The 23,053-nt window shown below is 71.3% G+C and carries 19 protein-coding genes and 1 pseudogene; 5 read left to right on the plus strand and 15 right to left on the minus strand.

Annotated elements, in window-relative coordinates; translation table 11 throughout:
* Positions 1-5 precede the first annotated feature (5 nt).
* The 7 genes from ACFYNU_RS02850 to ACFYNU_RS02880 all read right to left on the minus strand — a co-directional run bounded on the left by ACFYNU_RS02850 (position 6) and on the right by ACFYNU_RS02880 (position 8,634).
* The gene (locus tag ACFYNU_RS02850; protein ID WP_356589427.1) at positions 6-713 is read right to left on the minus strand and encodes a 1-hydroxy-2-methyl-2-butenyl 4-diphosphate reductase; all 708 of its coding nucleotides are present in this window, start codon (positions 711-713) and stop codon (positions 6-8) included.
* A complete protein-coding gene (gene shc / locus ACFYNU_RS02855) occupies positions 713-2,785 on the minus strand; it encodes a squalene--hopene cyclase (protein WP_356589429.1) in 2,073 nt (690 codons plus the stop codon). Before shc ends, ACFYNU_RS02850 begins: the two co-directional genes overlap by 1 nt.
* Positions 2,786-2,956: 171 nt before the next feature.
* Entirely contained in the window at positions 2,957-4,015 is a 1,059-nt protein-coding gene (locus ACFYNU_RS02860; protein ID WP_388765122.1) for a polyprenyl synthetase family protein, read from the minus strand.
* 146 nt (positions 4,016-4,161) lie between these two features.
* Positions 4,162-5,547: a hydroxysqualene dehydroxylase HpnE gene (gene hpnE / locus ACFYNU_RS02865; protein ID WP_356589433.1), complete on the minus strand. Its 1,386-nt coding sequence runs from the start codon at positions 5,545-5,547 to the stop codon at positions 4,162-4,164.
* Between the two features lie 100 nt (positions 5,548-5,647).
* The gene (gene hpnD, locus ACFYNU_RS02870) at positions 5,648-6,598 is read right to left on the minus strand and encodes a presqualene diphosphate synthase HpnD (RefSeq protein ID WP_356589435.1); all 951 of its coding nucleotides are present in this window, start codon (positions 6,596-6,598) and stop codon (positions 5,648-5,650) included.
* Positions 6,595-7,515, minus strand: a complete 921-nt coding sequence (hpnC, locus tag ACFYNU_RS02875) for a squalene synthase HpnC (protein ID WP_356589437.1) — start codon at positions 7,513-7,515, stop codon at positions 6,595-6,597. Before hpnC ends, hpnD begins: the two co-directional genes overlap by 4 nt.
* A 444-nt stretch (positions 7,516-7,959) precedes the next feature.
* A complete protein-coding gene (locus tag ACFYNU_RS02880; RefSeq protein WP_356589439.1) occupies positions 7,960-8,634 on the minus strand; it encodes a TetR/AcrR family transcriptional regulator in 675 nt (224 codons plus the stop codon).
* A gap of 87 nt (positions 8,635-8,721) precedes the next feature.
* Between ACFYNU_RS02880 and ACFYNU_RS02885 the strand changes: the two genes are divergently transcribed.
* Complete coding sequence (locus ACFYNU_RS02885) at positions 8,722-10,929, plus strand: MMPL family transporter (protein ID WP_356589684.1); 2,208 nt, start codon at positions 8,722-8,724, stop codon at positions 10,927-10,929.
* A gap of 96 nt (positions 10,930-11,025) precedes the next feature.
* On the opposite strand, the gene ACFYNU_RS02890 is transcribed toward ACFYNU_RS02885, so the two are convergent.
* The 7 genes from ACFYNU_RS02890 to ACFYNU_RS02920 form a co-directional block, all read right to left on the minus strand.
* Entirely contained in the window at positions 11,026-11,811 is a 786-nt protein-coding gene (locus ACFYNU_RS02890) for an ABC transporter ATP-binding protein (RefSeq protein ID WP_356589441.1), read from the minus strand.
* On the minus strand, positions 11,804-12,742 hold the full coding sequence (locus ACFYNU_RS02895) for an ABC transporter permease (RefSeq protein ID WP_356589443.1): 939 nt from the start codon (positions 12,740-12,742) through the stop codon (positions 11,804-11,806). The genes ACFYNU_RS02890 and ACFYNU_RS02895 overlap by 8 nt, the downstream gene beginning before the upstream one ends.
* A gap of 99 nt (positions 12,743-12,841) precedes the next feature.
* Positions 12,842-13,714: a glycosyltransferase gene (locus ACFYNU_RS02900; RefSeq protein ID WP_329074662.1), complete on the minus strand. Its 873-nt coding sequence runs from the start codon at positions 13,712-13,714 to the stop codon at positions 12,842-12,844.
* Between the two features lie 5 nt (positions 13,715-13,719).
* Entirely contained in the window at positions 13,720-14,499 is a 780-nt protein-coding gene (locus ACFYNU_RS02905; RefSeq protein WP_356589445.1) for a CDP-alcohol phosphatidyltransferase family protein, read from the minus strand.
* Positions 14,477-15,538 (minus strand): iron-containing alcohol dehydrogenase family protein, encoded by a 1,062-nt coding sequence (locus ACFYNU_RS02910; RefSeq protein ID WP_356589447.1) that lies wholly within the window; start codon positions 15,536-15,538, stop codon positions 14,477-14,479. The genes ACFYNU_RS02905 and ACFYNU_RS02910 overlap by 23 nt, the downstream gene beginning before the upstream one ends.
* Positions 15,526-16,263 carry a phosphocholine cytidylyltransferase family protein gene (locus ACFYNU_RS02915; RefSeq protein ID WP_356589449.1) on the minus strand — a complete coding sequence of 246 codons (738 nt, stop codon included), beginning with the start codon at positions 16,261-16,263 and terminating at the stop codon, positions 15,526-15,528. Before ACFYNU_RS02915 ends, ACFYNU_RS02910 begins: the two co-directional genes overlap by 13 nt.
* Positions 16,260-18,200 (minus strand): DUF5941 domain-containing protein, encoded by a 1,941-nt coding sequence (locus ACFYNU_RS02920; protein WP_356589686.1) that lies wholly within the window; start codon positions 18,198-18,200, stop codon positions 16,260-16,262. Before ACFYNU_RS02920 ends, ACFYNU_RS02915 begins: the two co-directional genes overlap by 4 nt.
* Before the next feature lie 340 nt (positions 18,201-18,540).
* On the opposite strand from ACFYNU_RS02920, the gene galE reads away from it, so the two are divergent.
* The 4 genes and pseudogenes from galE (at position 18,541) to idi (ending at position 22,408) form a co-directional block, all read left to right on the plus strand.
* Positions 18,541-19,524 carry a UDP-glucose 4-epimerase GalE gene (gene galE, locus ACFYNU_RS02925; RefSeq protein ID WP_356589451.1) on the plus strand — a complete coding sequence of 328 codons (984 nt, stop codon included), beginning with the start codon at positions 18,541-18,543 and terminating at the stop codon, positions 19,522-19,524.
* 152 nt (positions 19,525-19,676) lie between these two features.
* On the plus strand, positions 19,677-20,618 hold the full coding sequence (locus tag ACFYNU_RS02930) for a cation diffusion facilitator family transporter (protein ID WP_356589453.1): 942 nt from the start codon (positions 19,677-19,679) through the stop codon (positions 20,616-20,618).
* Positions 20,619-20,858: 240 nt separating this feature from the next.
* Positions 20,859-21,617 (plus strand): annotated as a pseudogene (locus tag ACFYNU_RS02935) (class I SAM-dependent methyltransferase); the annotation flags it as partial.
* Positions 21,618-21,814: 197 nt separating this feature from the next.
* Complete coding sequence (idi, locus tag ACFYNU_RS02940) at positions 21,815-22,408, plus strand: isopentenyl-diphosphate Delta-isomerase (RefSeq protein ID WP_356589455.1); 594 nt, start codon at positions 21,815-21,817, stop codon at positions 22,406-22,408.
* Here idi and ACFYNU_RS02945 read toward each other — a convergent pair.
* Positions 22,383-22,910 carry an ATP-binding protein gene (locus ACFYNU_RS02945; RefSeq protein WP_356589688.1) on the minus strand — a complete coding sequence of 176 codons (528 nt, stop codon included), beginning with the start codon at positions 22,908-22,910 and terminating at the stop codon, positions 22,383-22,385. The genes idi and ACFYNU_RS02945 overlap by 26 nt on opposite strands.
* Positions 22,911-23,053: the final 143 nt, after the last annotated feature.

Below are 23,053 nucleotides of genomic sequence, written 5' to 3' on the forward strand. Positions count from 1 at the left end.
CTAGCTCACCTCCTGGGGAGCAGCAAAGAACGGTGCCATTCAAGAAAAGCCGGAATGACGGCACGAAGGACACGGAAAGCTGATATTCCACCCCGTACCGTGCCAATTCGGACTAGCTCGTGCTCTGGAGCGTCCACGACCACCCGTACGGCCGCAACCGGGCGGGGCCCGGCGCTCAGAGCACTGAGGAGCGTGGCCGCGGACTCCATGTCCACGGCGACGGCTCCGGTGGCGCGCAGTCCGTCCCTCTCCGGGCCGCGCACCACATGGTCGGATCCGGTCAGCGGGCCGGTGTGGACCGTGCGTCCGGGCAGTGCCCGGGACAGCGCCTCCACGAGCAGCCCCGTTCCCGTGCAGGGCGTCGAGCCGTGGAGGCCCCGGGTCTCGTCGGCGACGATCAGGTCCCCCGGCTCCATGCCGGGGACCAGGCCGGCACAGAATCCGGACGCGATGACGACCGCGCCCCTGTTCCGGTCGGTTCCGAGCGCGCGCGCCGTCGCGCGCTCGGCGTTCTTGGGGCCCATGCCCGTACGTAGCACGGTGACCGGACCCGCGTCACCCGACCCGCCGCCCCGGCCCGTCAGGCCGCTCTGGAGGCCGCTGCGCAGGGCCACCTGCTCGATGCCCAGGGCGCAGGCGATCAGCAGGGGTGTGGCGGACGGGGCGCCGGACAGGTCGGGGGGACCGACTCTGTCAGGGGGAGGAGAGTCCATCAGGCCCCCTTGCGGCTGTCCGCCCGGCTGTCCGGTCGTGGTCCGTCGAGGCTCCTCGCGCGGCCGTCCCCCAGCCGCTCGGCGCGGGCGGAGGCGCGGCCCTGAAGGGGTTCCCCGTTGACGTACCTGCCGAGGGCCGTGAGCGGGAACACCTGCCGGTAGAGGTGGTAGTTGATGGAGAAGTCCCACGGGAACCCGGTACCGGTGAAGTACGGCTCGTCCCAGGAGCCGTCCTCCCGCTGGGCCGCCGCGAGCCAGGCGACGCCCCGCTCGACGGCCGGCGTCTCGCGCCGTCCGGCGGCGAGGAGCGCGAGCAGCGCCCACGCGGTCTGCGAGGCGGTCGAGGCGCCGTGCCCGATCCACTTCTCCTCGCGGTACGAGCGCAGGTCCTCGCCCCAGCCTCCGTCGTCGTTCTGTACCGACTCGACCCAGCCGACCGCGCGGCGGATCGCGGGGTGGGTGACGGGCATCCCGGCGGCGACCAGCGCCGGGACGACCGACCCCGTCCCGTAGATGTAGTTGACACCCCAGCGGCCGAACCAGGCGCCGTCCGCCTCCTGTTCGGCGAGCAGCCACTCGATGCCGCGCCGGGTGTCGGGGTGCCCGCCCAGGCCCTCGTACGCCAGCATCTCCACGACGTGCGCGGTGACGTCGGCCGACGGCGGGTCGATGACCTCGCCGAAGTCGCAGAACGGCAGCCGGTTGGGGAACGGGCTGACGTTGTCCGCGTCGAACGCGCCCCAGGCGCCGTTCTTCGACTGCATGCCGAGCGTCCAGCGCGCGCCGCGCCGTACGGCCGTGTCCATCCGCCCGGTGTCCGGGTGGGCGACCCGGCGCAGGGCGAGGATGACCTCGGCGGTGTCGTCGATGTCCGGGTAGTTGTCGTTGTGGAACTCGAACGCCCAGCCGCCGGGGGCGAGTCCGGGCCGGCGGACGGCCCAGTCGCCGGAGCGCACGATCTGCTCGTCCAGCATCCACTCGGCCGCCTTGACGAGCGCCGGGTGGTCCGGGCTCACGCCGGCGTCGGCCAGTGCGATCGTGGCGAGGCACGTGTCCCACACCGGGGACTGACAGGCCTCGATCATGCGCGAGCCGTCCTCGCGCCAGACGGCGAAGCGGTCGAGCGATTCGAGTCCGGCGCGCATCACCGGGTGCCGCAGGTCGTAGCCGAGCAGATGCAGGGCGATGACCGAGTAGACGGCCGGCGGCTGGATGCCGCCCCAACAGCCGTCGTTCTCCTGTCGTTCGACGATCCAGCGGGCTGCCGCGTTCATCGCCGTGCGGCGCACGGCGCGCGGTGCGACCTTGTGGTACAGGTGCAGGGCCTTGTCGATGCGCTGGAAGATCCCGTCCCAACTCGCCGCCGCCGCGAGGGGCTTGGTAGGGTTCGGGCGGGTGACGTCCGTGTGCAGCTCGTCGAGCGCGAAAGGCGCGGGACGGACCGGGCGCAGGGCCGAGACGATCGTGAGAGGCACGATGGTCTGCCGCGCCCAGCAGCCGAACGAATAGATGTTCAGCGGGAACCACTTGGGCAGGAAGATCAGCTCGGGCGGTACCTCGGGCAGGTCGTCCCACTTCCACCAGCCGAAGAGCGCGAGCCAGATCCGGGTGAACACCCGGCTCTCGGCGATGCCGCCCTGCTCCCTGATCCAGGCGGCGGCGCGCGCCATGTGCGGGTCGTCGGGTCTGTCCCCGGCGAGGCGCAGCGCGACGTATCCCTCGACTGTGGTGGAGAGTTCACCGGGACCGCCGTAGAAGGTGGCCCAGGTCCCGTCGGCGCGTTGCTCGCCCCGGATGAAGCGGCCGGCCGCCTCGGTGGTCCCCGCGTCCTGCACACCGAGGAACTGACGCAGAAGCAGATCCTCCGCGTCCATGGTCACATTGGTCTCGAGATCGCCCTTCCACCAGCCCTGGGCGTCCTGTTGGCCGAGCAGATGCTCGACGGATCGTGCGGTGGCACGCCGTGCGGCCTCTCCGATGTCGCTCGCGACAGGAGTGGTGTCGGACGGTTCGCTCGCCGCGGCAGCACGGGGTCCCACGGCCCCGGTGCTCCCGTCGGTCGTCGCTGTCATGGCTTCCCCTTACGTGCAGTTGGTCCTCTGCTGTGCTGGGGTCTCCGTCGTCCGCCGGGTCATGAACGCCCGGACGAACGGCGACTACGGAGGCTGACGGTGCGTCAGCCTCCGGTGAGCGTGGATATGCGAATGGCGATGGTGATCATCTCTTTCGAATGGCGGTGCTGATCATCTCTTTCGTACGACGACGAAGTCCGCGAGCGCGGTGAGCTGCGCACGGACCCGTTCGGGCATGTCCACGCCGTTCAGGGCCTTGATGGCGATGGCGTGCTGCCTGCGGGCCTCCTCGGAGGTCCACTCCCGGCCGCCCGCCTCCTCGATGAGCGCGGCCCTGGTCGCGAACTCCTCCTCCGAGAAGCTGGCGAAGTCATGGCTCTTGGCGTCGGCGGCCAGCAGTTCGGCGAGCTGCTCGGACGCGGGACCTCCGGCGGCGAGCGCCGCGACGACCGGCAGGGACTTCTTGCGCTGACGCAGATCGCTCCACGTCTGCTTGCCGGTGGTCTCCGGGTCGCCCCAGATGCCCAGCAGGTCGTCGACGGCCTGGAAGGCGAGGCCGAGGTGGTGGCCGAACGTCTCCAGGATGTCGGCCGTCCGGTCGTCGGCCCCGCCGAGTACGGCGCCGATGGAGACGGCGCAGGCGAGCAGCGCGCCCGTCTTGTTGCCCTCCATCTCCAGGCACTCCTCGACGGTGACCCGTTCGCGGTGCTCGAAGGAGATGTCCTGCGCCTGACCGTCGATCAGTTTGCGGGTGGCGACGGTGAGCCGGCGGGTGGCCCGGCCGGCCTCGACGGTGCCGATCTCCAGCAGTATCTCGTTGGCCAGCGCGAAGAGCGCGTCGCCGACGAGGATCGCCTGGGCGGGGCCGTGCAGCTTCCAGACGGTGTCGCGGTGCCGGCGCTGCTCGTCGCCGTCCATCAGGTCGTCGTGCACCAGCGAGAAGTTGTGCACCAGTTCCACTGCGACCGCGCCGGGGACCCCGGTCTCGGCCGCCGATCCGGCCGCCTCCGCCGACAGCAGGGCGAGCGCGGGGCGCAGGGCCTTGCCGCCGTCACCGTCGGCGGGCCGGCCCTCGGCGTCGATCCAGCCGAAGTGGTAGGCGGCGACGGTGTCCATCGACGGGGCGAGCCGGCCGACGGCGGCCCGCAGCACGGGGGTGGACAGGGCACGGCCGCGCTCCAGCAGCGCGTAGACGTCCGCGGTGTCGACAGCCGGATTCGCCGGGGGCACAGTCGGCACGGTCTCTCCTCTTGTTGTAGTACTCATGGGTCCCGTACGCGTCATCGCCGTACTCATCGTTGCCGCGCTCGTCCTTGCTGTCCCGCCGGTCCCCGCCGTGCTCCTCCCCGCCGTGCCCGTCACGGTCGCATCGGGCCTCATGCGGCCTCCCGCAGCGGGTGCCGATGGACCCGGCCGAGTTCGGACAGGGCCGCGCCCGCCGCGGTGAAACCGCTGCGGACCGCGCCTTCCATAGTCGCGGGCCAGCCGGTCGCGGTCCACGCCCCCGCGAGAAAGAGCCCAGGCGTGCGGGTGTGCGCCCCGGGGCGCAGCCGGCCCACACCGGGCGTGGGGGCGAAGGTCGCGGTGCGCTCCCGCGTCACGAAGAAGTCCCGCACCTCGGCGCTCCTGGCGGCCGGGAGGAGACGTTTCAGCTCGGGAAGATAGCGGGCGCGCAGATCGGCGACGGGCAGGTCGATCTCGTCCGCGACGGCCGACTGCGACAGCGCCACGTACTGACCCTCCTTCAGACCCGAGGCGTCCGTGCGGTCGAAGACCCACTGGACGGGGGTGCCGAGCGCGGCGAAGAAGGGGCGGCGCAGCACCTTGCGGTCGTAGACGACATGCACGTTGAGGATCGGCGACGTGCCGATGTCGAGCAGCCGGCCCGGATGGTCGAGCGCGCCGTCGGGCAGCAGCGCGTGCGTCTCGCGCTGCGGTACGGCGAGGACCACCGCGTCCGCGTCGATCCGCTCCCCCGGTACGTCGACGCTCCAGCGCCCGTCGTCGGTACGGGCCACGGCCGTGACGCGGGTGCGCAGTTCGGTCCGTACACCCGCCGCATCCAGCGCCTTGCGGGCGAGCGTGTCGTGCAGTTCGCCGAGCGGTACGCGGGCCCAGCCGATGTCGGCGGCGCCGCGCTCGGAGAGGAGCCCGGTCTTGAAGACCATCGCGGCCAGGCCCATGGAGGCCTGCGCGGCGCGGACGTTGAGCGTGGCGACGCAGACGAGGTCCCACAGGGCCTCGACGGTGCGCGGCGACTGGCCGTGCCGACCGAGCCAGGTCGCGAAGTCGATCCCGTCGAGCGCGGGGTCGGCCGGGTCGAGCGCCTTGAGGGCGAGCGCCGCGCGGCCCACGGAGACCTTCTCGGCGAGCGAGAGATGCGGGTAGGTGGCGAGCCCGCCGGCCAGGTGCAGCGGCACGGGCAGGGCGCTCCGGCTGAGCCGGCCGACCCGGGGCCGGTCGCGGCCGACGTCCAGCACGGGGACGTCGAGCCGGTCCTGTACGGGGGCGAGTGCGGCGCCGTCGACACGGTCGAGGAACCAGCGGTAGGCCGTGCAGCAGCGCAGATACACATGCTGGCCGTTGTCGACGGTCAACTCGTCGCGGGTGAAGGAGAAGGCGAGACCGCCGAGGCGCGGGCGGCCCTCGACGAGCGTCACGCGCACTCCGGCGTCGGCGAGCTGGAGCGCCGCGGTGACACCGGCGATGCCGCCGCCCACGACGACCGCGTGGCGCGCCGTCGTACTGCCGGATGTCGTCATGCGCCCTCCCCCGCACCTGTCGGAGTCAGGGACGCGAGGGGTCCCCGGGAGGTTGATCGCGGGACGCCGGACGTACGGCCGGCGCCGCCGGACAGCGGCGTCACGGGCGCCTCCTGACGCTCTGGCGGGAGATGTTCCTGGCGTCGAGGCCGGAGAGGCCGCGCACGGCGACGTACGCCTTCTCTCGGCCGGGCAGCGAGACCCGGCCGCGCAGGACGGCTTCGGGGTCGCGTTCGATGCGGTCGAGGAGCCGGCGGTAGATGCCGGCCATGGCGGCGACGCAGGCGCCGCTGCGCCGGTCGAGCATGGGTAGCAGCCGGTAGCCCTCGGCGAAGAGCGCGCGGGCGCGTCTGACCTCGAAGTGGACGAGCCCGGCGAAGTCGGAGCCGGCGGGCGGGGTGGCGCTGTCGAATCCGGCGGAGCAACCGAACTTGGCGAGGTCGTCGGCGGGCAGATAGGTACGCGCGTTGCCCGCGTCCTCGCGTACGTCCCGCAGGATGTTGGTCAGTTGGAGCGCGAGGCCGAGGGTGTCGGCGTACTCGGACGCGCGCTCCGCGCCGGGCGCGGCGGGGTCGGTGCCGAACACCCCGAGGGAGAGTCTGCCGATGGCTCCGGCGACGCACCGGCAGTAGATCTTGAGGTCGTCCCAGGTCTCGTACGTCTCGCCCTTGACGTCCATCAGGACGCCGTCGATGAGTTCGTCGAGGCCGCCGAGCGGGAGCGCGAAACGACCGGCGGCGTCGGTGAGCGCGACGGCGACGGGGTCGGTGTCGTCCTCCTCGACACGGCCGTTCCTGATCCGTCCGAGGAGGGCGCGGGTGTCTTCGAGCCGCGACTGCTTCGCCCCGGGCTCCAGCGTGCCGTCGCCGATGTCGTCCACGCGCCGCGAGAACGCGTACAGCGCCGACATGGCCTGCCGCTTCTCGACGGGCAGCAGCCGGATGCCGTAGGCGAAATTACGGGCCTGCTGCCCGGTGACGGCCTCGCAGTAGCTGTACGCGGCCTGTACCGGCGCCGACACGGGGGTCTGTCCCTCCACGATCCGGCTCACCCCTTTCTGTGCGTTTTCCGCAGGACTGCTCCCACTTCACGCAGCAGACGTGGTGTGGTGGCTTTGGGCGGTCCGGGCAGTACATCGTGTCCCACGGCGGCGACCGAGGAGAGGGCGGCGCGCCCCCCGCCGACGAATCCGGCGAGAAGAAGTCGGAGCCGGCCGCCCACGCTGTGCACCAACGGCCCTCCCTCGTCGAGGAGTTGGCCGGCCCGGTCGGCCTCGAAGGCGATCAGGCTCCGGACCGACGCGTTCGCGGTGGGCGCGGCGAGGTCGGCCTCGGTGACATGGAACCGCTTCATGTCGTCGGCGGGCAGATAGATCCGGTCGCTCGCGAGGTCCTCGGCGACGTCCTGGAGGTGCTCGACGATCTGGAGCCCGGTGCAGACGGCGTCGGAGCGGCGGACGCGTTCGGGGGTCGTGGTGCCGGTGATCGCGAGGACGAGGCGGCCGACGGGGTTGGCGGAGAGTTCGCAGTAGGCGAGCAGGTCGTCGTAGGTGCCGTAGCGCCGGACGGACTGGTCCTGGCGGTTGGCCTCGATCAGACCGAGGAACGGCTCGGGGGTGAGCGCGTGGCGCCGTACGGTCGGGACGATGCCGCGCAGCAGCGGGTGGCCGGGGGCGGGGCCCGCCGGGTCGAACACCCGGCGCAGGTCGGCCTCGAAGGCGTCCAGCATGGCGAGTCTGTCGTCGGTCCGCGCGGGGTCGAGGCCGAGGTGGCGGGCGTCGGCGCCGCCGGGTGCGAGGTCACCGTCGCCGATGTCGTCGACGAGGCGGGCGTAGCCGTAGACGGCCATCAGATCGTCGCGCCAGGCGCGGGGCAGGAAGAAGGGGGCGACGGGAAAGTTCTCACCCGACGCCTTGTCGAGGGTGGCACGCGAGGAGTTCCCGGCCTGCCGCTGGGGGGCGCCCGTCACCTCGGACCGCCTGCTGCGGGGACGGCGCGACCCTCGCGGAGCTGGAGATCAACCGTCATTGCCGTCACGTCTCCCGTTCTACACTGCCGACCCAAACATCCCATTTCGGACACGCCGCGCGGCTTGGCGACTGGGATACGGCCGACATGGGCGGATCCGCGGACGGTCAGCCGGGTCTTACGGACGTATCGCCGCTCTTGCCACGAATCAGCACCGGTACAGCTTACGTTGTACAACGCCCACGGCCGCGCCGGGGCACCTCGCGCACAACGACAACATCACGGGTCGCTCCAACCTTCCTCGGCGGCACGGGACTTGACGGAAGTTTGACGATTCGCAGGCGGCGGGCGGGCGCCGCGCGGGGGTCGGCCGACGCCGCGCGGACCGCCGCGTACGGTCTCGGCGCACGCTTCGCCGGGACGTCATCGGGGCGCCGTCAAGACGTCATCGGGGCGCCAGGAGGCCGGCGACGATGGTGTCGATCGTGCGTTCGATCACGGCGTCCCGGTCCGCGTCGGGCAGCCGGCCCATCGGACCGTCGAGGAGGAGCATCGCGAGGCCGTGCGCCGTCGACCAGGCGGCGGCCTCGGCGCCGGGACGGTTGGCGGCGGGCATGCGGCCGGTGGCGACCAGTTCGTCCAGCACCTCGGTGAGCAGGTTGTACGAGCGGTACTGGGGGTGGTCGGCGGGCGGCGTCACACCGCCCCACCCGGTGCGCTCCCCTTCGGCGTCCGCCCGGGAATGGCCGAAAGCCGTCTGGAAGAGGCCGGGCTGCTCCAGGGCGAAGCCGACATAGCCCCGGCCGATCGCCGCCAGCCGCCGCTCGGCCGCCGCGCCGGGGCCGGCCGCGCCGGGCGCCGCCGCCGCGACCCGCTCCATCGCGTCCGCGAGCATCTGCTGGGCCTCGATCTTGACCGCGAGGAGCAGATCGCCCTGACCGTCGAAGTGGCGGTAGGCCGCGGTGGCCGAGACACCCGCGCGGCGGGCCACCTCACGCAGGACGACCTTGGCCGGTCCCCCGTCGGTCGCCAGCTCCACCCCGGCGGCGATCAGCGCGTTGCGCAGGTCGCCGTGGTGATAGCCGGTCTTGGCCCCCTGGTTCGCCCGGTTGTTCTCCATGACTTCATCCTGCCCGATGTTGACAGCATTAACATGTCCTGTCAGGGTCAGTGTTGACGCCGTTAACATTCGAAGGTGGGGGATCCCGTGCTGTCCAAGATCGCCGAGCTGGCCCTGAAGAGGTCGCGGCTCCTACTCGTACTGGCCACCGTCGCCGTGGTCGCCATGGGCGCGCTCGGCGTCGGGGCCTTCGGCAAGCTGCTCGGCGGCGGCTTCGACGACCCCGGCGCGCAGTCGTCACAGGCCGCCGTCCGGATCGACGAGAAGTTCGGGGGCGAGACCAATCTGCTGTTCCTGGTCGGCCGGGAGGGCACGGGCCACCAGGGGCCGGACTCCCCCGCCGTCGACGCACGGGGCCGCGCGCTGACCGAGGGCCTCAAGGCCGACGGCACCGTGAGCAACGTCGTCTCGTACTGGGACACCCGCAGCCCGCGACTCGTCTCGGAGAGCGGGAGCGAGGCACTGATCGCCCTCCATGTGAAGGGCGACGAGACCGAGCGCACCGAACGCGCCGAGGAGTTGATCGACCGGTACACGGGCGACCGCGACGGTGTCGAGGTCCGCGCCGGGGGCGCGACCGCGATCGGTATCGACATCAGCGCCCAGGTCTCCGGCGACCTCGCCGTCGCCGAGGCCATCGCCGTCCCCGTCACGCTCCTGCTGCTGGTGCTCGCCTTCGGCAGTCTGGTGGCCGCGATGCTGCCCCTGGTCATCGGACTGATCGCGATCGTCGGCACGTTCGCGCTGCTCTTCGTCCTCGGCAGCGTGACCGAGGTGTCGGTCTTCGCGATCAACCTCACGACCGCCCTGGGCCTTGGTCTGGGCATCGACTACGCGCTTCTGCTGGTGAGCCGCTTCCGTGAACAGCTCGCCGCCGGGGACGAGATACCCCGGGCGCTGCGCACCACCGTCACGACGGCGGGGCGCACCATCCTGTTCTCGGCCGCCACCGTCGCCGCCGCGCTCGCCGCGCTGCTCGTCTTCCCGCCGTTCTTCCTGCGCTCCTTCGCGTACGCGGGGATCGGGGTGGTCGTGATCGCGGTCGTCGCCGCCCTGTTCGTCGTGCCGCCGCTGCTCGCCGTGCTCGGCCACCGCGTCAACAAGGGCCGGGTCCCGTGGGCGAGGACCGTACGGCGCTCGGACGCGCCGTTCTGGGGACGGCTCGCCGCGCTCGTCATGCGCCGCCCCGCCCTCACCGCGCTGCCGGTGCTCGCCGTGCTGCTGCTCGTCGCCAGCCCGCTGCTCGGTGTCACCTTCGGTACGCCCGACGAGCGGGTGCTGCCCGAGGACGCGGCGGGCCGCCAGGTGGCGACCGCCGTCCAGCAGGACTTCCCGACCGACGAGGCGGGGGCCGTCCAGATCGTCAGCGCCTCGGCCGTCGGCGCGGGGCCGCTGGCGGCGTACGCGGACGAGCTGTCCCGGCTGGACGGTGTCGTACGCGTCGACGCCTCGTCGGGTACGTACACCGAAGGCCGGAGCCAGGAGCCGGGCCCGGCGAACGCGGGCCTCGCCCGGCCGGACGCGCAGCGCCTGGTGGTCGTCACCGACACGGCGCCCAAGTCGGACGCCGCCCAGGACCTGGTGGCGGACATCCGGGCGCTGGAGCGGCCCGCGGGCACCGAGATGCTGGTCGGCGGCGCGGACGCGGTCCTGGTCGACTCCCGGCAGTCCATCGGTGACCGGCTGCCGCTGGCGATCGGGCTGGTCGTCGTGACGACCTTCGCGCTGCTGTTCCTGTTCACCGGCAGCGTCGTCCAGCCGCTGCGCGCGCTGCTGCTCAACGCGATCAGCCTGTCGGCCGCCATCGGCGCGATGGTGTGGATCTTCCAGGACGGTCATCTGTCGTCACTGCTGGGCTTCACCCCGCAGCCGATGGACACCTCCATGACCGTGCTGCTGTTCTGCGTGGCCTTCGGACTGTCCATGGACTACGAGGTGTTCGTGACCAGCCGGATGAAGGAGCTGCACGACGCGGGCGCGGACCGGACGACAACCGTCACCCAGGGGCTGGCACGCACCGGGCGGATCGTCAGCATGGCGGCCGGGCTGCTGGCCGTGAGCTTCTTCGCCTTCGGTACGAGCCAGATCAGCTTCCTCCAGATGTTCGGCATCGGCAGCGGTCTGGCGATCGTCATCGACGCGGTGGCGGTGCGCGGGGTGCTCGTACCGGCCACGATGCGGCTGCTGGGGCGCGGCGCCTGGTACGCGCCGGCCGCGCTGCGCAGGCTGCACGGCAGGGTGGGCCTCGCCGAGGAGCCCGCCGCCGAGCCGGACCGCACCCCCGCCGGCGTCTGACCCGCGCGCGTCACACACGAGGCGGCCCCCGCCGGACCAGGTCCGGCGGGGGCCGCCTCGATGGCTGCGGGGGTGTGAACTCCCCCGGAAACACGGCTACTTGCCGGTCTCCTTCTCGTACGCCTTCAGCACCTCGTCCGTCGGGCCGTCCATCAGCAGCTCGCCCTTCTCCAGCCACAGCACCCGGTCACAGGTGTCCCTGATCGACTTGTTGCTGTGGCTGACCAGGAACACCGTGCCGGCCTCCTTGCGCAGCTCGCGGATCCGCGCCTCGGAGCGGATCTGGAACTTGCGGTCACCGGTGGCCAGCGCCTCGTCGATCATGAGGACGTCGTGGTCCTTGGCCGCCGCGATGGCGAAGCGCAGCCGGGCCGCCATGCCGGAGGAGTAGGTCCGCATCGGCAGGGTGATGAAGTCGCCCTTCTCGTTGATGCCGGAGAAGTCGACGATGGACTGGTAGCGCTCCCGCACCTGCTCGCGTGTCATCCCCATGGCCAGACCGCCGAGGATGACATTGCGCTCGCCGGTGAGGTCGTTCATCAGCGCGGCGTTGACACCCAGCAGTGAGGGCTGGCCGTCGGTGTACACCTTGCCGTGCTCGGTGGGCAGCAGCCCCGCGATGGCGCGCAGCAGGGTCGACTTGCCGGAGCCGTTGGTGCCGATCAGGCCGATCGCCTCGCCCCGGTAGGAGGTGAAGCTGACCCCCCGGACGGCGTGCACCTTACGGACTCCGCGCGACTCGCCCTTGTCGCGCCTGAGTATGCGGCTCAGTGCCGCAGTGGCGTTGCCCTTGCCACCGCCGCCGCCGTTGACGCGGTACACGATGTGCACGTCGTCGGCGATGACGGTGGGGACGCGTCCCTGCTCGTTGAGGTCAGCCACGGCCGTATCGTTCCTCAGCCTTCCAGAAGTACACAAAGCCCGCGATGCCGACGAGGAGCGACCAGGCGAGACCCGACGCCCACACGTGCTGGGGCAGGTTCTCGGGGCCGTAACCGTCGATCAGCGCGAAGCGGATGAGGTCCATGTAGATGGCGGCGGGGTTGTACTGGAGGACGTCGACGATCCAGCTCGGCCAGTCCGGCTTGTTGGCGAGCATCAGCGGGATGGAGAACATCACGCCGGACGCGTACATCCAGGTGCGCATGATGAACGGCATCAGCTGGGCGAGGTCGGGCGTCTTGCTCCCCAGCCGCGCCATGATCAGCGCCAGCCCGGTGTTGAAGAAGAACTGGAGCACCAGGACCGGCAGCACCAGCAGCCAGGACAGGCCCGGCAGGCTGCCGAACGCGACCACCACGACCAGCAGCACGATCATCGAGAACAGCAGCTGCTGGAGCTGCTGGAGCGCGAAGGAGATGGGCAGCGAGGCGCGGGGGAAGTGCAGCGCGCGGACCAGCCCGAGGTTGCCCGAGATCGACTTCACGCCCGCCATCACGGACGTCTGTGTGAAGGCGAACACGAACACGCCCGTCACCAGGAACGGGATGTAGACCTTGATCTCCATGCCGCGTCCCGCGTTCAGGATCAGGCCGAAGATCAGGAAGTAGACGAAGGCATTGAGCAGCGGGGTCGCCACCTGCCAGAGCTGGCCGAGCTTCGCCTGGCTGTACTGGGCCGTCAGCTTCGCCTGGGAGAAGGCGAAGATGAAATGGCGCCGGCCCCACAGCTTGCGGATGTACTCGGCCAGTCCCGGACGGGCACCGCTCACCGACAGGCCGTACTTGGCGGCCAGTTCGGTCGAGGACAGACCGTCGTCGGGAGACGGCGGGGCGCTCATCGCGATCGCGCCGTCATGGGTTGTCTCACTCACAAGTTGAAACTTTCGTGTTCAAGATGCGCAGCCGGTCGGGCCCAGGCATGGACGGCCGTGACCCGGAAGTTATCCCCGATGCTCTCAGAACCGAGCCTGTCAGATGACAGGCGGTCGGCCCAGTCGGGTCAGCCGCCACACCGTACGCCACTTCATGGGCCTGCGGGGACCGCACGGAGTCGACCAACCTTCCCGGAATCCGCCGAACCATGCCTTCAGCGCGGGGACGGTGGGGCGGCGGGCCAGGGTGAGCAGGATCCAGACGCCCAGATAGACGGGGACCACGGGCGCGGGCAGATTGCGGCGGGCGAGCCAGACCCGGTTGCGGGCCACCATGCGGTGGTAGACCGCGTGCCGTGACGGGGGCATCGTGGGGTGGAAGAGGACCATGTCCGCGCGGTAGTCGATCATCCAGCCGGCGTCCAGCGCCCGCCAGGCGAGGTCGGTCTCCTCGTGGGCGTAGAAGAAGTCGCCGGGCAGGGCGCCGACCTCCGCCAGGACCTTCGTACGGACGGCGTTGGCGCCTCCCAGGAAGGTCGTCACGCGGGAGGAGCGCAACGGGTCGGAGGCGCGCAGCCGGGGGACGTGGCGGCGCTGGGTGAGACCGGTGTCGGGGTCGGCGATCCGGAAGCTGACGATGCCGAGGACCGGGTCGGCGGCGAACGCCTCGCGGACCAGCTCGGCGGTGTCGGTACCGGGCAGCAGCCCGTCGTCGTCCAGGAAGAGCAGGACGTCCACGTCGCCGCCGGAGGGGCCGAAGGCCTCGATGCCGACGTTACGGCCGCCGGGGATGCCGAGGTTCTCGGGCAGCTCGATGGTCCGTACGCCGTCGGGCACGTCGCCGACCGGGGCGCCGTTGCCGACCACCACGACGTCGATCGGGTCGCCGTCCTGCTTGGCGACGGAGTCGATGAGGGCACGCAGGTCTTCGGGGCGGTTGCCCATGGTGATGATCACCGCACCGAGACGCATGTCACTCACCTCAGCCTGCTGGACGCGAGGATCGACACGAGGTGCAGCAGCGTCTGCACGACGGCGATACCGGCCAGGACGGCGACGCCGAGCCGGGAAAAGAACAGATCGTCCCGGACCGTGTCCAGGATCGCCAGGAGCAGGATCAGCAGCGACGCCTCGATCCCCAGGATGAGCCGGTGGAACTTCAGCGCCCCGGCGGCCCTGCGGGCGAGCGCCATACCGGACGAGCGCGGCTCGGAGGCCGCCTCCTTGACCGGGGCCAGGCCCTGCTGGTGGCGGGCGACGCCGACCAGATCGGTCTCGGCCTTGATCATGATGGCGCCGAGGGCGGCGAGCGTACCGAGGAAGGCCCACAGCCAGTCGATCCGTCCGGTGCCCCACAGGTCGGCGGCGCGCAGCCCGAAGCCGACCAGGACGGCGGCGTCGCACAGATAGGCGGCGACCCGGTCCAGATAGACCCCGGTCATCGAGTACTGCTTCTTCCAGCGCGCGATCTCGCCGTCGACGCAGTCCAGCAGCAGATAGAGCTGGACCGCCAGCACACCGAGCACCGCGCCCGCGATGCCCGGCACCAGGAGGGCGGGCAGGGCGAGGGCGCCGGCGACGGTCATCACGTAGGTGATCTGGTTGGGCGTGACGCTCGTGTTCACCAGGTACCGGTCGACGCGCAGGGAGATCTCGCGCATGTAGAGCCGGCCGCCCCAGTGCTCGCCGCTCCGCCGGTCCTTGACGCCCGGCGGGTGCACGACCGGACGGAGTTCAGCTACTGATGGTCTTGGCATAGTCGGCGTACGCGTCCCTGATCTGGTCGGTGGACAGGTCGAGGTGTTCGAGGATGGTGAAGCGGCCCGGCCGGGTCTGCGGCGCGTACTCGACGGCCTGGACGAACTCGTCGGCGGTGAAGCCGATCTCGGCGGGCAGCACGGGCAGTTCGTGTCTGCGCAGCACCTCGGCGAAGAGCCGCGACTGCTCGTGGGCGCCGCGCAGATACATCGCGAAGGCGGCGCCGATGCCGACCTGCTCGCCGTGGCTGGCGGCGCGCTTGGGGTGGAGCAGGTCGAAGGCGTGGCTGATCTCGTGGCAGGCGCCGGACGAGGGGCGGGTGTCGCCGCTGATCGAGATGGCGATGCCGGACAGCACGAGTGCCTCGGAGAGCACGGTGAGGAACTCGTCGTCGGCGACGGTGCCGGGGTGGCGCAGGACCGACTCGCCGGCGGTACGGGCCATGGCGGCGGCCAGTCCGTCGATGGGCTCGCCGTTGACCTCGTGGGACAGCTCCCAGTCGGCGATCGCCGAGAGGTTGGAGATGGCGTCGCCGATCCCGGAGCGCACGAAGCGGGGCGGGGCGTCCCGTACGACATCGAGGTCGATGACCATCGCGATGGGCATCGGGACGCCGTAGGAGCCGCGGCCGTTGTCGTTGTCGAGGGTGGCGACCGGTGAACACAGGCCGTCGTGGGCGAGGTTGGTGGCGACGGAGACCATCGGCAGGCCGACCCGCGCGGCGGCGTACTTCGCGACATCGATGATCTTGCCGCCGCCGAGGCCGACCACCGCGTCGTACCGCTTGCCCTTGATGTCGTCGGCGAGCTTGACGGCGGAGTCGATCGTGCCGTCGGCGACCGGGTACCAGGCGGCGCCGGGCAGCACCGGTGACAGCTTCTCGCGCAGCGCCTGCCCCGAGCCGCCGCTGATGGCGATGGCGAGCTTGCCGGACGCGGAGATCCGCTGGTCGGCGAGGAGGCCGGCCAGATCGTCCAGGGCGCCGCGGGTGATGTCGACGACGACCGGGGACGGGATGAGTCGGGTCAGTACTGGCACGCGATGACACGGCCCTTCGCGAGGTCGTCGTGGTTGTCGATCTCCACCCAGGGGACGTCGCCGATGGGGGCGACGTCGATGGTGAAGCCTCTGTCCACGAGTTCCTGGTAGCCGTCCTCGTAGTAGAGGTCGGGGTCGCGCTCGAAGGTGGCCTTCAGGGCGTCGGCGAGTTCGTCGGCGGCCTCGGGCTCGATGAGCGTGACGCCGATGTACTCGCCGGTGGCGGTGGCGGGGTCCATCAGCTTCGTGATGCGCCGTACGCCCTTGTCGCCCTCGGTGATGACCTTCATCTCCTCGTCGGCGAGCTGCTTCACCGCGTCGAGAGCGAGGATGATCTTCCGGCCCTCGCCACGGGCGGCGAGCAGTGTGCGCTCGACGGAGACGGGGTGGACGGTGTCGCCGTTGGCGAGGATCACGCCGCGCCGGATGACGTCACGGGCGCACCAGAGGGAGTAGGCGTTGTTCCACTCCTCGGCCTTGTCGTTGTCGACGAGGGTGAGGGTGAGGCCGTACTTCGCCTCCAGGGCCGCCTTGCGCTCGTACACGGCCTCCTTGCGGTAGCCGACGACGATCGCGGCCTCGGTGAGCCCGATCTCCGCGAAGTTGCCGAGGGTCAGGTCGAGGACGGTCGTGTCGCCGTCCACCGGCACGAGGGCCTTGGGGAGGGTGTCGGTGTAGGGGCGCAGGCGCCTGCCGGCACCGGCTGCCAGTACGAGGCCGATCATGCGGTTTCTCCTTCGTCGTGTACGGCGGGGGCTCCGGAGGACACCCAGAACCGGATGGACTCCGCGAGCGCGATCACGGCGACGAGGACGGCGATCACCGTCAGTTCCGGCGGAAGGTCGGACTCAGCTGTGGTGACGGCGGCGAGTACGGCGACGAGCAGCGTGCGGCCCTCGTGTCCGCCGAGCGCCCGGACCAGCCCGCGGGGCGGGGCCCCGGCGCCGCCGCGGATGCGGTACACCGTGTCGTAGTGGTGGTAGGCCACGGCCGCGACCAGCCCGAACGCGGCGGGCAGCGCGCCGGGGACGTCGGCGCGGGCGGCGAGGAGCAGGACGACGCAGTACTCGGTCGCCCGGAAGACCGGCGGGACGAGCCAGTCGAGGGGGCCGCCCATCCGGTGGGCGACGGCGATGCCCGACGTCACGACGTAGATCAGGGCGCCGACGACGAGTACGGGGCTGCCGAGCGGGCCGAAGGCGGCCATGGCGACGGCCGCGGCGGCGCCGACGACGGCGATCAGGAGCGGCAGCACGGCGGGCAGGGCGCGCGCCGGACGCCGTACGAGGCGGGCGACCAGCTCGGCGAGCGGTCCGGTGTCGGAGAGGTCGGAGAGCGCCTGGGCGGCCCGGTCGGTGCGGACGGCCTTGCGGGTCACCGAGCGCAGCACACGGCCGGCGGTGGTGTAGCAGGCGGCGAAGGCACAGCCGACGAGGAGCGCGTAGAAGACGATCCGGGGTGTGGTGAGGGCGGTGAGGACAGCGATCATCGCCCAGCGCTCGCCGATCGGCAGGACGATCATCCGGCGCACCCAGACGGTCCAGCCGACGCTGTCGAGCCTGCTGGAGAGCGCGGTGGTGGGGGTGCCGACGACGGCTTTGCCGTTGACCGTCGCGGCGGTGCTGTCGGCGTTGGCCTCGTTGAAGGAGAAGTCGACGAAGTGGCGGACGGACTGGAGGACCATCGCGGCGAGCGCGAGCGCCCATACGTCGTCGCCGCCCCGGGCCGCGCCGAGGGCGAGACCGGCGTAGTACGCGTACTCCTTGGCCCGGTCGAAGGTCGCGTCCAGCCAGGCGCCCATCGTGGAGTACTGGAGCGAGTAGCGGGCGAGTTGTCCGTCGGTGCAGTCCAGGACGAAGGAGAAGAGCAGCAGCAGTCCGGCCGCGACATAGCCGCCCCGGGTGCCGGTCGCCGCGCAGCCCGCCGCGATCAGGGCGGTGAACAGGGACGCGGTGGTGACCTGGTTGGGCGTCAGTCCGCGCCGGGCGCACCAGCGGGCGAGATAGCGGGAGTAGGGGCTGATGCAGAAGGTGGTGAAGAAACCGTCGCGTGCCTTCACGGCGGAGCGCAGCCGTACGGCCTCGTCGTCCACGGCCGCGACGGCGGCGAGCGCCTGTTCACGGGCGGCGGGTCCGTCGGGGACGGCTGCGACGAGCGAGCCCAGTTCGGGGTGCTGCACGGCGGTGCCGTCGGCGTCGAGCGCGGCGGCCACCCGGTCGGCGAGCGGGAGTTCGGCGGTCGCGGACGCGGTGGCGGGCGTGGACGCGGTGTACGTGGCGGGCGCCGGGTGCGTCGCGGACACGGCGGCGTCCGCCGTGGCGTCCGCGCGGTGCGCGTCGTCGGTACGGCCGGCCGGCGTGCCGTGCGTCACGGTGGCCAGCGCCACGGACAGCGCGGCACGCGCCTCGGGTTGAGCGGTCAGCGCGCCGGGGACGGCCGCCGCCGGGAAACGGGGATCGGTCAACGCCAGCCGCAGCGTGTGGAGATGGCCCACGAAGCGCTGGTCGACGAGGGCGACACGGTCGGCGGCCGGCACCGAGGCGAGCAGACCGATGGCCGCCGCCGCGTCGGGGGCGGTGCGCACGTCGAATCCCAGCGACCGCAGATCGCCTTCGAGCGGCGATCCGGGTACCGGCGTACCGGTGAGGATGGCGGTCGACAGACGAATTCACTCCTTGACACTGCGGGGCGGACGCGGCGGCTCTGCCCGGGGTCCGGGCCGGCGGCATGTCGGCAGAGGCTATCGGATGAACGGAAGGCCGAGTTCACCGCCCGTTCACGCACCGGACGCCATGAGCCGGGCCAATTCCGACCCGCCGGGAGATCATCATTGTCGATCGATGCCCCGCCCCACAAACCGTGGCCGCCGGGGACCCGTGCGGCTCCCGTAAGACATATCCGACTCCGCACGGTCTGCACCGTCGAAGCCACGACCGCCAGGTGAACGTCCGGTAACCGTACGACCACCGGGGCCGTCCCGCGGCAGGCTCTATGGTGACGGCATGACTTGGCTGATCACAGGTGGAGCGGGGTACATCGGGGCGCATGTGGCGCGGTCCATGGCCGGGGCGGGTGAACGGGTCGTGGTGCTGGACAACGTCTCGTCCGGTGTCGCGGACCGGCTGCCCGCCGAAATCCCCCTGGTGCGGGGCTCGTTGCTCGACCGGGAGGCCGTCGACCGGGCGCTGGCCGACCACGCCGTCACCGGTGTGGTGCATCTCGCGGCCAAGAAGCAGGTCGGCGAGTCGGTCGAGCAGCCGCTCGCGTACTACCGGGAGAACGTGCACGGGCTGACCGTGCTGCTGGAGGCGGTGGTCGCCGCCGGGGTCGGGCGGTTCCTCTTCTCGTCGTCGGCCGCCGTGTACGGCGTGCCCGACGTGGAGCTGATCACCGAGCGGACACCGGCCGTGCCGATCAACCCGTACGGCGAGACGAAGCTCACGGGCGAGTGGCTGGTACGCGCCACCGGCCGGGCGCACTCGCTGTCCACCGCGTGTCTGCGCTACTTCAACGTGGCGGGGGCGGCGAGCCCCGAACTGGCGGACACCGGGGTGTTCAACATCATCCCCATGTTCTTCGACCGGATCACCCGCGGCGAGCCGATGCGGATCTTCGGCGATGACTATCCGACACCGGACGGCACCTGTGTACGGGACTACATCCATGTCGCGGATCTCGCCGACGCCCATCTCGCGGTGGCCCGCCGGCTGGCCGAGCGGGAGACGCCCGGCGACCTGACGTACAACATCGGGCGCGGCGAGGGCGTGTCGGTGCGCGAACTCGCGGATCTGGTGGCCGAGGTCACGGGCCGCAGGACTCCCCCGGTCGTCGAGCCGCGGCGGGCCGGTGACGCGGCGAAGGCCGTCGCGTCGGTCGACGCGATCACCACGGACCTGGGCTGGACGGCCCGGCGCGGGGTACGCGAAATGGTCGAATCGGCGTGGGAAGGGTGGCTGCTGCGCCACCCCGAACTGCCCGCCGGCTGACCCGTAAAAGATCTTGGCGCATCGCTGACCTGCGGGCATTCCCGCAGGTCAGAGGGAATGACAACGGTGTTCACTCCCGTGTTGCTCGATACCCCCCACCCGTAGTTCACTGGGCCGCGTCGGCACGATCGAACTGACCGGGAGGCAACCTCATGGGGGCTGGGCACGATCACGGACACACACACGGCGGCGCGCCGCCTCCCGGGACCGCGACCGCCGCGTACAAGGGGCGGCTGCGGATCGCGCTGGGGATCACCCTGTCCGTCATGGTCATGGAGATCATCGGCGGGATCGCGTCCGACTCGCTGGCCCTGATCGCCGACGCCGCGCACATGGCGACGGACGCGGTCGGGCTGGCCCTGGCACTCCTCGCGGTCCACTTCGCCAACCGGCCGTCGACCGGCAACCGCACGTTCGGCCTCGCCCGCGCCGAGATCCTGGCCGCGCTCGCCAACTGTCTGCTGCTGCTCGGCGTCGGCGGCTTCCTGCTCTTCGAGGCGGTCGAGCGCTTCATCACCCCCGCCGACACCAAGGGCGGACTCGCGATCATCTTCGCGGCGGTCGGTATGGTCGCCAATCTGATCTCCCTCTCCCTGCTGATGCGCGGCCAGAAGGAGAGCCTCAATGTGCGCGGCGCGTATCTGGAGGTGCTGGCCGACACGCTGGGTTCGGTCGCCGTGCTGATCTCGGCGACGGTCATCCTCACCACCGGCTGGCAGGCGGCCGACCCGATCGCCTCCCTGGTGATCGGGCTGATGATCGTCCCGAGGACGGTGAAGCTGCTGCGCGAGACGCTGAACGTGCTGCTGGAGGCGGCGCCCAAGGGTGTGGACATGGCCGAGGTCAGGGCGCACATAGTGGCACTGCCCGGGGTGGAGGACGTGCACGACCTGCACGCCTGGACGATCACCTCCGGTATGCCGGTGCTCTCGGCGCACGTGGTGGTGAGCCAGTCCGTACTGGACTCCGTCGGCCACGAGAAGATGCTCCACGATCTCCAGGGCTGCCTCGGCGACCACTTCGACGTCGAACACTGCACCTTCCAGTTGGAGCCGATGGGGCACGCCGAGCACGAGGCGAATCTCTGCCACTGATCGCTGCCACTGCTCTCTGCCACTGAGGGGGGCCCGCGCCCCGGGTTGGGGCCCTGTTAGAGTCGCGGCCGGAGGCGCGGTGCCTCCCCCTGTCGTGAGAGGAGCTGAGGTTGATGACCGTCGCAGTGGAGGTCGCCATGCGCGGCACACGGTCCTTCCTCACCTTCCGGGCTGCCGGCTGACCGGTCCGCACCACACCGGTCCGCGTCGGCCGGAGCCCCTCACACAAGGGTTCTCACGTTGTCCGACAACGACACGCACGACATCAACGACATCCACGAAGCGTTCTTCGCTCTCCACCACGGGCTGCCCCGGCAGGGGCCCGGCTCCGACGCCACCACCCGGCGGCTGCTGTCCTACGCCGGACCGCTGCCGTCGCAGCCGCGTGTGCTCGACCTGGGCTGCGGCCCCGGCCGGGTCTCGCTGCTGCTGGCAGCCGAGGCCGACGCGCGGGTGACCGCCGTCGATCTGCACGAGCCGTTCCTGGCCGAGCTGCGGCAGAGCGCCGAAGCCCGGGGGCTCACCGGCTCGATCCGCACGCAGGTGGCGGACATGGCCGAACTCCCCTACCCGGACGGGTCGTTCGACCTGGTCTGGGCGGAGAGCTCGATCTACTCCATCGGCTTCGACACGGGTCTGTCCCGCTGGCGGCGGCTGCTCGCACCCGGCGGCGCCCTGGTCGTCACCGAGTGCGAGTGGACGACGGCCGACCCGAGCGCCGAGGCGCGTGCCTTCTGGGACGAGCAGTACGCGCTGCGTACGACCGCGGAGAACACGGCCGCGGCCGTCGCCGCCGGTTACGCCGTGCTGGAGGTGTACCGGCAGCCTTCGGGCGACTGGGACGAGTACTACGGCCCGCTCACCGAGCGGGCCGACTCGGCCGACCTGCGGGCGCCGGGTATGGCGCAGGCGCTCGACCTGACCCGTGCGGAGATCGCGATGCGCCGCGAGCACGGTTCGGAGTACGGCTACACCGGCTATGTCCTGCGTCCGGATCCGGCGGCCGGGGCCGCCGGCGGGACGTCCGGGGCGCCGGCGGCGTAACGGTTCCCACCTCGGCGACAGCCGGGACGTGACGCCCGTGTCCGCCCCCGTGGAGCACACCACGGGGGCGGACATGCCCGTTTCGCGGAAGTGCGGACAAGACGCTCTCGTACGGCAGACTTGGGGGCCGAGGACCGAAGCGAAGGATGGCTATGCCGACCACACCTGTCACTGCCACGAGCACCTCGCCGAACGGCGCCCAAGAAGCGATCATGCTGGAGCTGGTCGACAAGGACGGCAATACCATCGGCACGGCGGAGAAGCTCGCGGCACACCAGCCACCGGGTCAGCTGCACCGCGCGTTCTCCGTGTTCCTCTTCGACGAGCGGGGCAGGTTGCTGATCCAGCGCCGCGCGCTCGGCAAGTACCACTCCCCCGGCGTCTGGTCGAACACCTGCTGCGGGCACCCGTATCCGGACGAGGCGCCCTTCGCCGCCGCCGCCCGGCGTACGTACGAGGAGCTCGGCATCTCGCCCACGCTGCTCGCCGAGGCGGGCACGGTCACCTACCACCACCCGGACCCGGGGTCCGGTCTGGTCGAGCACGAGTACAACCACCTCTTCGTCGGGCTGGCCCAGGGGACGCTGCGGCCCGACCCGACCGAGATCGGCGACACGGCCTTCGTCACACCGGCGGAGCTGGACGAGCGGCACCGGTCGGCGCCGTTCTCCGCCTGGTTCATGACCGTGCTGGACGCGGCGCGCCCCGCGATGAGGGAACTCACAGGGCCGGCCGGGGGCTGGTAGCCGGGCCGCGCTCCTCCTGGATCACCGGGGTCAGGGCGGGCACCACGACGGCGTCCGGCGTCAGCGGCAGCAGGGCCCAGACGATCTTCCCGCCGCTCGCCGTGTGCTCGACGTCGCAGGTGCCGCCCGCCTCCAGGGTGATCTCCCGTACGAGCAGCAGTCCGCGCCCGCCGGTCTGCGCGTAGTCCCGCTCCAGCGGCTTCGGCCGGTAGGGGTGGCTGTCCTCCACGGACACCCGGATCCAGTCGGCGGCGATGGCGACCTCCACCGCCAGCTCGGGCGAGAGCAGGGCCGCGTGCCGTACGGCATTGGTCACCAGCTCCGACACGATCAGCAGCAGCCCCTGGGCGGTGTCGTCGGACAGCGGGACGCCCTGCCGGTCCAGCAGGTCCCGGACGGCGTGCCGGGACTGCGGCACGGAGACCTCGACGGTGGGCGCCGTGAACCGCCAGACCCCCTCGTACGGCTCCGGTCTGGCCGGCACACTCCCGAGGCTCTCCATCACCGCGACACCCATCCTCGGTTCCCCAGCGCTCCGGGCGCGCTGTCCGTCGGACACCGAGTCTTCGGAACAACGCCGGACGGACCGGGGCACTGAACAGAAGTCAGCGCCTATCGATGGATAGTGTCCGGGCCCGCCCGACC

The organism is Streptomyces sp. NPDC006643 (assembly GCF_042870175.1).
GTDB lineage: Bacteria > Actinomycetota > Actinomycetes > Streptomycetales > Streptomycetaceae > Streptomyces.

Coding starts and splice junctions, on each gene's coding strand:
- ACFYNU_RS02850 (WP_356589427.1), bottom strand. CDS start 713: ATGGACTCTCCTCCCCCTGACAGAGTCGGTCCCCCCGACCTGTCCGGC.
- shc (WP_356589429.1), bottom strand. CDS start 2,785: ATGACAGCGACGACCGACGGGAGCACCGGGGCCGTGGGACCCCGTGCT.
- hpnE (WP_356589433.1), bottom strand. CDS start 5,547: ATGACGACATCCGGCAGTACGACGGCGCGCCACGCGGTCGTCGTGGGC.
- ACFYNU_RS02880 (WP_356589439.1), bottom strand. CDS start 8,634: ATGGAGAACAACCGGGCGAACCAGGGGGCCAAGACCGGCTATCACCAC.
- ACFYNU_RS02900 (WP_329074662.1), bottom strand. CDS start 13,714: ATGCGTCTCGGTGCGGTGATCATCACCATGGGCAACCGCCCCGAAGAC.
- ACFYNU_RS02905 (WP_356589445.1), bottom strand. CDS start 14,499: ATGCCAAGACCATCAGTAGCTGAACTCCGTCCGGTCGTGCACCCGCCG.
- ACFYNU_RS02915 (WP_356589449.1), bottom strand. CDS start 16,263: ATGATCGGCCTCGTACTGGCAGCCGGTGCCGGCAGGCGCCTGCGCCCC.
- galE (WP_356589451.1), top strand. CDS start 18,541: ATGACTTGGCTGATCACAGGTGGAGCGGGGTACATCGGGGCGCATGTG.
- ACFYNU_RS02930 (WP_356589453.1), top strand. CDS start 19,677: ATGGGGGCTGGGCACGATCACGGACACACACACGGCGGCGCGCCGCCT.
- idi (WP_356589455.1), top strand. CDS start 21,815: ATGCCGACCACACCTGTCACTGCCACGAGCACCTCGCCGAACGGCGCC.
- ACFYNU_RS02945 (WP_356589688.1), bottom strand. CDS start 22,910: ATGGAGAGCCTCGGGAGTGTGCCGGCCAGACCGGAGCCGTACGAGGGG.